General features: G+C 45.5%; 7 protein-coding genes. 1 reads left to right on the forward strand and 6 read right to left on the reverse strand.

The features are described 5' to 3' along the window. Together glgD and F8N00_RS14645 are read right to left on the reverse strand one after the other, a co-directional pair. A partial coding sequence (glgD, locus tag F8N00_RS14640) for a glucose-1-phosphate adenylyltransferase subunit GlgD (RefSeq protein WP_421018453.1) occupies nt 1–1,072 on the reverse strand: 1,072 nt, incomplete at its 3' end. Between the two features lie 13 nt (nt 1,073–1,085). Next, a complete protein-coding gene (locus F8N00_RS14645; protein ID WP_075641974.1) occupies nt 1,086–2,246 on the reverse strand; it encodes a glucose-1-phosphate adenylyltransferase in 1,161 nt (386 codons plus the stop codon). 206 nt (nt 2,247–2,452) lie between these two features. Here F8N00_RS14645 and F8N00_RS14650 point away from each other — a divergent pair, with 206 nt between their 5' ends. Continuing rightward, nucleotides 2,453–4,228: a transglycosylase domain-containing protein gene (locus tag F8N00_RS14650; protein ID WP_075641973.1), complete on the forward strand. Its 1,776-nt coding sequence runs from the start codon at nt 2,453–2,455 to the stop codon at nt 4,226–4,228. A 1-nt stretch (nt 4,229) separates the two neighbouring features. On the opposite strand, the gene F8N00_RS14655 is transcribed toward F8N00_RS14650, so the two are convergent. The 4 genes from F8N00_RS14655 to queG all read right to left on the reverse strand — a co-directional run bounded on the left by F8N00_RS14655 (nt 4,230) and on the right by queG (nt 7,126). Then, entirely contained in the window at nt 4,230–4,796 is a 567-nt protein-coding gene (locus F8N00_RS14655) for a DUF5366 family protein (protein ID WP_023467322.1), read from the reverse strand. Nucleotides 4,797–5,034: 238 nt separating this feature from the next. Next, complete coding sequence (gene trmL, locus F8N00_RS14660) at nt 5,035–5,508, reverse strand: tRNA (uridine(34)/cytosine(34)/5-carboxymethylaminomethyluridine(34)-2'-O)-methyltransferase TrmL (RefSeq protein ID WP_023467320.1); 474 nt, start codon at nt 5,506–5,508, stop codon at nt 5,035–5,037. A 3-nt stretch (nt 5,509–5,511) separates the two neighbouring features. Continuing rightward, nucleotides 5,512–5,991 (reverse strand): methylated-DNA--[protein]-cysteine S-methyltransferase, encoded by a 480-nt coding sequence (locus tag F8N00_RS14665; RefSeq protein ID WP_075641972.1) that lies wholly within the window; start codon nt 5,989–5,991, stop codon nt 5,512–5,514. Next, the gene (gene queG / locus F8N00_RS14670) at nt 5,966–7,126 is read right to left on the reverse strand and encodes a tRNA epoxyqueuosine(34) reductase QueG (protein ID WP_410756327.1); all 1,161 of its coding nucleotides are present in this window, start codon (nt 7,124–7,126) and stop codon (nt 5,966–5,968) included. The genes F8N00_RS14665 and queG overlap by 26 nt, the downstream gene beginning before the upstream one ends. Nucleotides 7,127–7,276: the final 150 nt, after the last annotated feature.

Consider the following 7,276-nt stretch of genomic DNA (forward strand, 5'->3'; position numbering starts at 1 on the left):
CTCGGAGATGTGTATAAGAGACAGTGACTTGACCGCGTTTGACGGTGACTTCTTTATCGAGAATCGCGTACTCAACGACCGCGCCCTCTTCAATGACTGATTTTTGCATGATGATCGAATTCTTGACACGAGCGTGTTTACCGACTTTGACACCACGGAACAAGATGCTGTCCGTCGTCGTTCCTTCTAATTTACAGCCGTTCGCGACAAGTGAATTCTTGATGTCAGAACCCGGTAGATAACGTGTCGGTGGCTCATGCTTGATTTTCGTATAGACGTGCTGGAAGTCATTGATTGCTCCCCATTGTTCAAGCAACAGCATGCTCTCACGATAGTATGAACGAAGCGAGTGAATGACTTGTGATGTACCACTGTACTCATAACCGTGCACGTGTAGACGGTTCAGTTGCGAACGAATGATACTCTGAAGTAAATCGTACTCACCACGAGCAATCGCTTCATCAATTAAACGAACAAAGAGATTTTTCGATAGAACGACCGTCTCCATGTAGAACGTCTCATCCGTCGGCTGGAATCCGCGTGATCCAATCGCTGTCACGCGATTCTGTTCACCAAAACGGATCGGACGGCAGTATTTACAAGGCAGCTCACGCTTCGTATAGACGACCGTGATGTCCGCATTCGATTCTTTATGTTCGCGTAACACATCTCGATAATCTACTGCGGATAAGATGTTTGAACCAGAAATGACGACATAGTTTTCCTTACTGCGAAGGAAGAAGTCACGGTGGAGATGGAAGTTCGATAAATCTCCACGGAACTCGTTCGCATCTTGTGACAATGCAGGTGGGAAGATATAGAGTCCACCGTTTGAACGGTCAAGATCCCACTCTTTACCCGATCCAAGATGGTCCATCATTCCACGATATTTCTCGAGCGTAAAAATCCCGATGTTCGCGATATCGTTTTGTACCATGTTCGTTAATGTAAAATCGATCAACCGATAACGTCCTGCAAATGGAACTGCCGCTAAGTTACGATGTTCCGTCAATTCTTTGAAAAAGCCTTCTTCTCCGCTTAAATTGATGACACCTAATAAATCGACCTTCATCCGAATATCCCCCTTATTGAATCGCTTCTTTGATGACTTCGTTCTTCTTGACGATGCTGTCTGCTTCGATGACGAAAACTTCTCCGTCTGGAGAACCAATCGTTGCACCATCTTCTACGATCACGCCATCTGCTAAGATCGCCCGGTGAATCGTGACGTCTCGTCCGATTTTGACGTTCGGGAAGATGACCGAGTCTTTGACGAGTGATCCTTCTGCTACATCGACACCATAGAAGAGAACCGAATGATTGATTTCTCCTTCGATGTGGCATCCTTCGTTGATGATCGATGTCTCGACTGTCGCAGCATTCCCGATATATTGTGGTTGCTGATTTGGGTTGACCGAATAGACTTTCCAAGAAGGATCATATAAATCAAATTCTGGTTCTGCCGTCAATAAGTCCATATTCGCTTCCCAGAGCGATTGAATCGTTCCGACATCTTTCCAGTACCCTTTGAATTTATACGCACGGATGTTCAAATTTTCAAAGAGCATGTTCGGAATGATGTTCTTACCGAAGTCGAAGCTTGATTCCGCATCCCCTGCATCTTGAATCAAATGACGCTTCAATACATCCCAGTTAAAGACGTAAATCCCCATCGATGCGAGATTTGATTTCGGATTCTCAGGCTTTTCTTCGAATTCATTGATTCGGAGGTCATCGTCTGTATTCAGGATTCCGAACCGTGGTGCTTCTTCCCATGGCACTTCACGTACGGAAATCGTGACATCAGCTCCACCAAGTCGGTGCTCTTCAATCATTTGTTCATAATCCATTTTGTAGATATGGTCGCCTGATAGGACGAGTACATAGTCAGGGTCGAATTGATTGATATAACTCATATTGCGATAAATGGCATTCGCCGTTCCTTCATACCAGTTCTTTCCGTTCTGCGCTTGATAAGGAGGTAGAATCGTTAAACCACCGTTCCGTCGATCTAAATCCCACGCACTCCCGATGCCGAGATAACGATTTAATTCAAGTGGTTCATATTGCGTCAATACACCGACTGTATCGATTCCTGAATTCGTGCAGTTCGATAATGGGAAATCAATGATCCGATACTTTCCTCCAAATGCGACAGCTGGTTTTGCAGTATGTTTCGTCAAAGCTCCCAGACGTTTCCCTTCTCCGCCTGCAAGTAACATCGCAACGACATTCTTTTTAGCCATTTCGTCCCCTCCATTTATGCTCTTTTTTTCAGACCTAACCACTTTCAAAAAATCCACAGATACTTCTATATACCCAATCTTTTCTCTTTTTAATATAACATTCCTGCAAATAGGTTTATTAAAATACAAAAATCGAAAAAAAATCTACTGATTTCTCCATAAAAGACCGATAATAGGAATGAAATGGCTTTTTGAAAGGAGTTCTCATGCGAATTACTACAGGATATCTTGTCTTACTTGGGCTTGCGACGATGCTTCTATTTTCCTTATTTTCAATAAAAGATGAGTTGAAAACAGCACGTACACTTTTTTTCTGGGCCGATGAACAGACAACACGACATCCATTGACCTCCTACCAACCGATTACTGTCACGTATGAAAATAAACGTGTTGAGCTCTATGACGGGTTACGGCGGGATGACTTGACGCCTCAAACATTGCCTAAAAAAGTCGAGCAAGCGTTTGTGGCAATCGAAGATCAACGATTTTATCAACATGACGGATATGACATCACGGGAATCTTGCGTGCGTTCACAAAAAACCAGTCGGATTCCAAGTCGCAAGGTGGCAGTACGATCACACAACAACTAGCAAGAATGACGTATCTGTCAAACGAAAAAACATATACTAGAAAAATAAAAGAGCTACTAATTGCAATCTCTTTAGAACAGAAATACTCAAAAAAAGATTTGATAACGGCTTATGTCAATCAAGCCTATTTCGCGAATAATATTTATGGCATCGAACTTGCCGCAAAATCGTATTTCAATAAGCCGGCACGCGAGTTGAATTGGTCAGAAGTCAGCTTTTTGACAGCGATTCCGAATAATCCTTCTCTTTATGACCCGCTACGTTTTCCTGAAAATACAAAAAAGCGCCAGCAACGAATCGTTCAAGCGTTAATACGTGATCGTGTACTGACGAAAGATTTTGCTATTTCTCGTGTGTCGCCTCGCTCCTATAAACCGCGTATTCCTTATCCGGACTATATCGATGCCACCGTTCAGGCTGCTGTTCGGATGACCGCTCAAAAAAAAGGTTGGAGTGAGAAGCGTGCTGCAGAATATCTGCATCAACAAGGGGCGGTCATCTCGACATATCTCGACTCGGCAGAACAACGACGGGCTAAAGAAGCTCTTCGCAATCTACCCAACCCGATTGAGGGTGCTTATGTTGGCATCGACGGACAAACACACGGAGTCACCGCTCTTGTCGGCTATAAATCCGAATTGACTGGTCAATTCAACCGGGCTGTACAATCCTACCGACAGCCTGGTTCAGCCATCAAACCGTTACTTGTCTACGGTCCTTATCTCGAGAAGACGAAAGCCCGATTGTCCAGTACGCTAGACGGTAGTCCAGTCTGTATCGGTGGATACTGCCCTTCAAATAGTGGGAATCGAATCCTTGGACGAGTGACGATTGCCGACGCAATTGCCTATTCCTACAATACACCAGCGATTCGCGCGTTCGCGGTCTCCTTCCGGGAAGGATTGAAGTCCATCCGTCCGTTTCAGTTCAGTCAATGGACACGGGAAGATGATGCGTTTACGAGTGCTCTAGGCGGTTTACAGTACGGGATCAGTCCATATGAACTGACAAATGCCTATACCGTATTCGTTAATGATGGACTCTATCGACCGGCGTCGATGATTAAAAGTATTACGCTTAAGAATGGAACGGTCGAACGACCACAAGAAAAGGAACAACGGATTTGGTCCAGTCAGACGAACCGGGAATTACGGGCTGGTTTGAAAAATGTCATGACGTATGGAACGGGACGCAAAGGATTTGACTCCTCTGCTCGTTATATTGGAGGAAAAACAGGAACAACGAACGACAATAAGGATATGTGGTTCGTTGGCATCAAAAATCAACATATCGGAGGGATTTGGCTAGGGGCAGATCGCCCGCGTCCTTTCCCTGTCGAAGCGAATGCAACGCTACAGGTTAAGACGTGGGCAACGATTTTACGCCCTTGAGTCAACTTGGAAATAAAATTGCTTCCCCGAAGGAATTAAATAAAGTCAAACCGACCCATGATAGACCAGCAAGTAGAACGCCCCAGGCTAAGAAGGAGAAAATGATCAATCCGACGGCTCCTGCCGCACTCGTCATCTTACTGATTTGTACTGTATAAAAGATAAAATAGATGAGGAAGGACGCAAGCAACACGATTCCGACGTGCAAGAAGGACGTCATGAAGGCAAAGCTGACACAACCTCCGATAAGTAACAGAATACTACCCGGACGTAACATGCCGAGTGTCGTACCCTCTTGTTCCTTGATGAAAAAGGCGAAACCGAGTTGATTGATCGTATCCGATAATAACTTCAATGAACTGAAGATCATGAAATAGACGATCAAAAAGCCGAGCCAAACGACGAGCTTCGTATCGCGCGCCGTCAAGAGTTGCAGTAGTTCATCGTACACACCAACTTGATCGAGCCAATGTAATGCGAGTTCCGTCGTTGCAATTGCAAGGGATGTACTAAATAACAAGATGCTGATCAGCGGGGCATAACTTAACAGGTAAACATTCGTACGCATGTGGAGTCTCCATTCATAGAAAATTCATATGTAGCACACAATTTCACTTACAGGTATACTATAATAGATTATATCGGTTCAAGAGACTGAAGGGGGAAACAAAAATGGCATTTATCTTAATGGTCGGCGTAAGTCTTGCGTTTTTGACAGCAATCTTCACTGCAGGCTACAACAAAAAACCTGAAGGTAACGAATAATTCATAAAAGCTCCCTCCTGAATCAGGATGGAGCTTTTGCTTTATAGAAGACCTGCATATCCTTGCTGACGCAATGCTTCATAGACGATGATCGCTGCCGTGTTCGAGACGTTCAGTGAACGAACGAGGTTCGATTGAGGTAGACGGATACAACGCTCCGCGTTCGCATCGATGACTTCAAGCGGCAATCCTTTTGTTTCCCGACCAAAGACAAAGAAATAATCCTGTTCGACGTCCGATAAGTCGATCTGGCTCGGGTACTGTTCTCCATATTTCGTAATATAGTAGAAAATCCCCTCCGGATGCTTCTCCCACAGTTCTTCTAACGAATCATGATAACGGACATCGACGAATTCCCAGTAATCGAGACCCGCACGTTTAAGCTGCTTATCGTCCGTCGAGAAGCCGAGCGGTCGGATCAAGTGAAGGACGGAATGCGTCGCTGCACATGTTCGTGAAATATTTCCTGTGTTTTGAGGAATCTCCGGTTGATACATAACGACATGAATAGCCATGGTTTAATTCTCTCCTATCTCATGCGCTAAAAGCGCTTCTTTATGGGCAATCCCACTTGCAAAACCCGTCAGTTTACCAGTCGCCCCGATGACACGGTGACACGGATAAATTAGCGCGATCGGATTCCGGTTCAAGGCACCGCCAACAGCTCGTGCTGCCTTTGGTTTCCCAATTATTCGAGCCAGTTCACCGTAACTGATCGTTTGACCAAACGGAACGGTTCGTAAAGCGTGCAATACTTGCTCTGCAAATGGTGTGACACGCAACTGACAAGGAAGTGCATCAAGCGCTTGTCGATCGCCTACTGCGTAACGATCAAACGCCATGCGCCAAGCTTTCGGTAATTCACCGTCGTCGGTTTCTTCTTGCAAATAGGTTCGAGCACGCTCTTCATTCAATCCAAAATCAAGATACACGATGTGCTCTTTTTCCCATGCGACGAGCAATGTACCAAATTCATAAGTGAGCTGTTGAAATGGCATCTGCTTCCCCCCACTCCTCAAGTAATCGTTGTCCTTCGGTTTGCACATCTACTGCAATATCGGCTAAAAGACGTGATTCGATGTACGACTTCTCATCAATTCCGCCAATCCGACCGACTGCCCAGAGTGCAAGTGCCCGCATGTCTTCACGGGCATCGTTTTCCGTCATTAACCGTAACGCTTCAATCGCACTCTTATCTCGATAATGGACGAGCGCACAAATCGCATTACGCTGAATCGGCTTCTTTCCACGCCATGCGCCAGATAACGTACCGAACCGGCTCTTGAACTCACGGTTACTCATGGATAAGAGTGGAACTAAGAGCGGTTTGACTTGTTCTGGATCCGGCTGCAGTTCAGCGTGATGTGTCGCATTTTTCTTCCGGTTATACGGACATACTTGCTGACACGTATCACAACCGTATAGACGGTTCCCAAGCGCCATTCGGAATGGTTCTGGTAGTAATGTTTTCGTCTGCGTCAAAAACGAGATGCATCGTTTAGCGTCGATGACACCAGGTTCAACAAGCGCATCCGTTGGACAAGCGTCGATACACTTATTGCATGTCCCGCATAATTCTTCGACTGGCTGATCCGGCGGTAGGACGATATCTGTAATCAGTTCACCAAGATAGAGATAGGATCCGTGCTCCTCACTGATGATCGAGCAGTTTTTCCCACTGAATCCGATACCTGCTCGTTCTGCTACTGCACGATCGACGAGTTCTCCTGTATCGACCATCGAGCGCGTCCTTGCACCTGGACTCAATTCTTGAATTTTTTCTTCAAGTAACGTCAAACGTTGGCGCAACGCCTGGTGATAATCGAGTCCCCAGGACGATCGACAAAAGATTCCTCGTCGCTCCCCTTCCTTACCACGAGGCGCATTTTTGAGAGTACTTGGATACGCGACCGCAATGGCAATGATCGAAGCGGCATCTTCAACGAGTAGAGACGGTGTCGTTCGAAGATCGAGATCGGGTTCTTCAAAACCAGAAGCGAATCCTTTTTCTTGTTGCGCTTGCAAGCGACGTTTTAATACAAGAAATGGATCAGCCGTCGTCACCTTCAATTCATCGATCCCAATCTCTGCTGCGTACTCTTGTAAAGCTAATTTCAATTGTGCACCATCCATCACGATCTACTCCTTTCCTCGTTAAAATCCCATTCCTAAACAAAAAGAGCAAGGTGTCAGCGAAAACGACACATTGCTCTTTTTTGGTAAGCGGGTGAAGGGAATCGAACCCTCGTCATCAGCTTGGAAGGCTGAGGTTTTACCATTAAA

It is taken from the genome of Exiguobacterium sp. A1_3_1, assembly GCF_048985645.1.
Taxonomy (GTDB): Bacteria; Bacillota; Bacilli; order Exiguobacteriales; family Exiguobacteriaceae; genus Exiguobacterium_A; species Exiguobacterium_A indicum.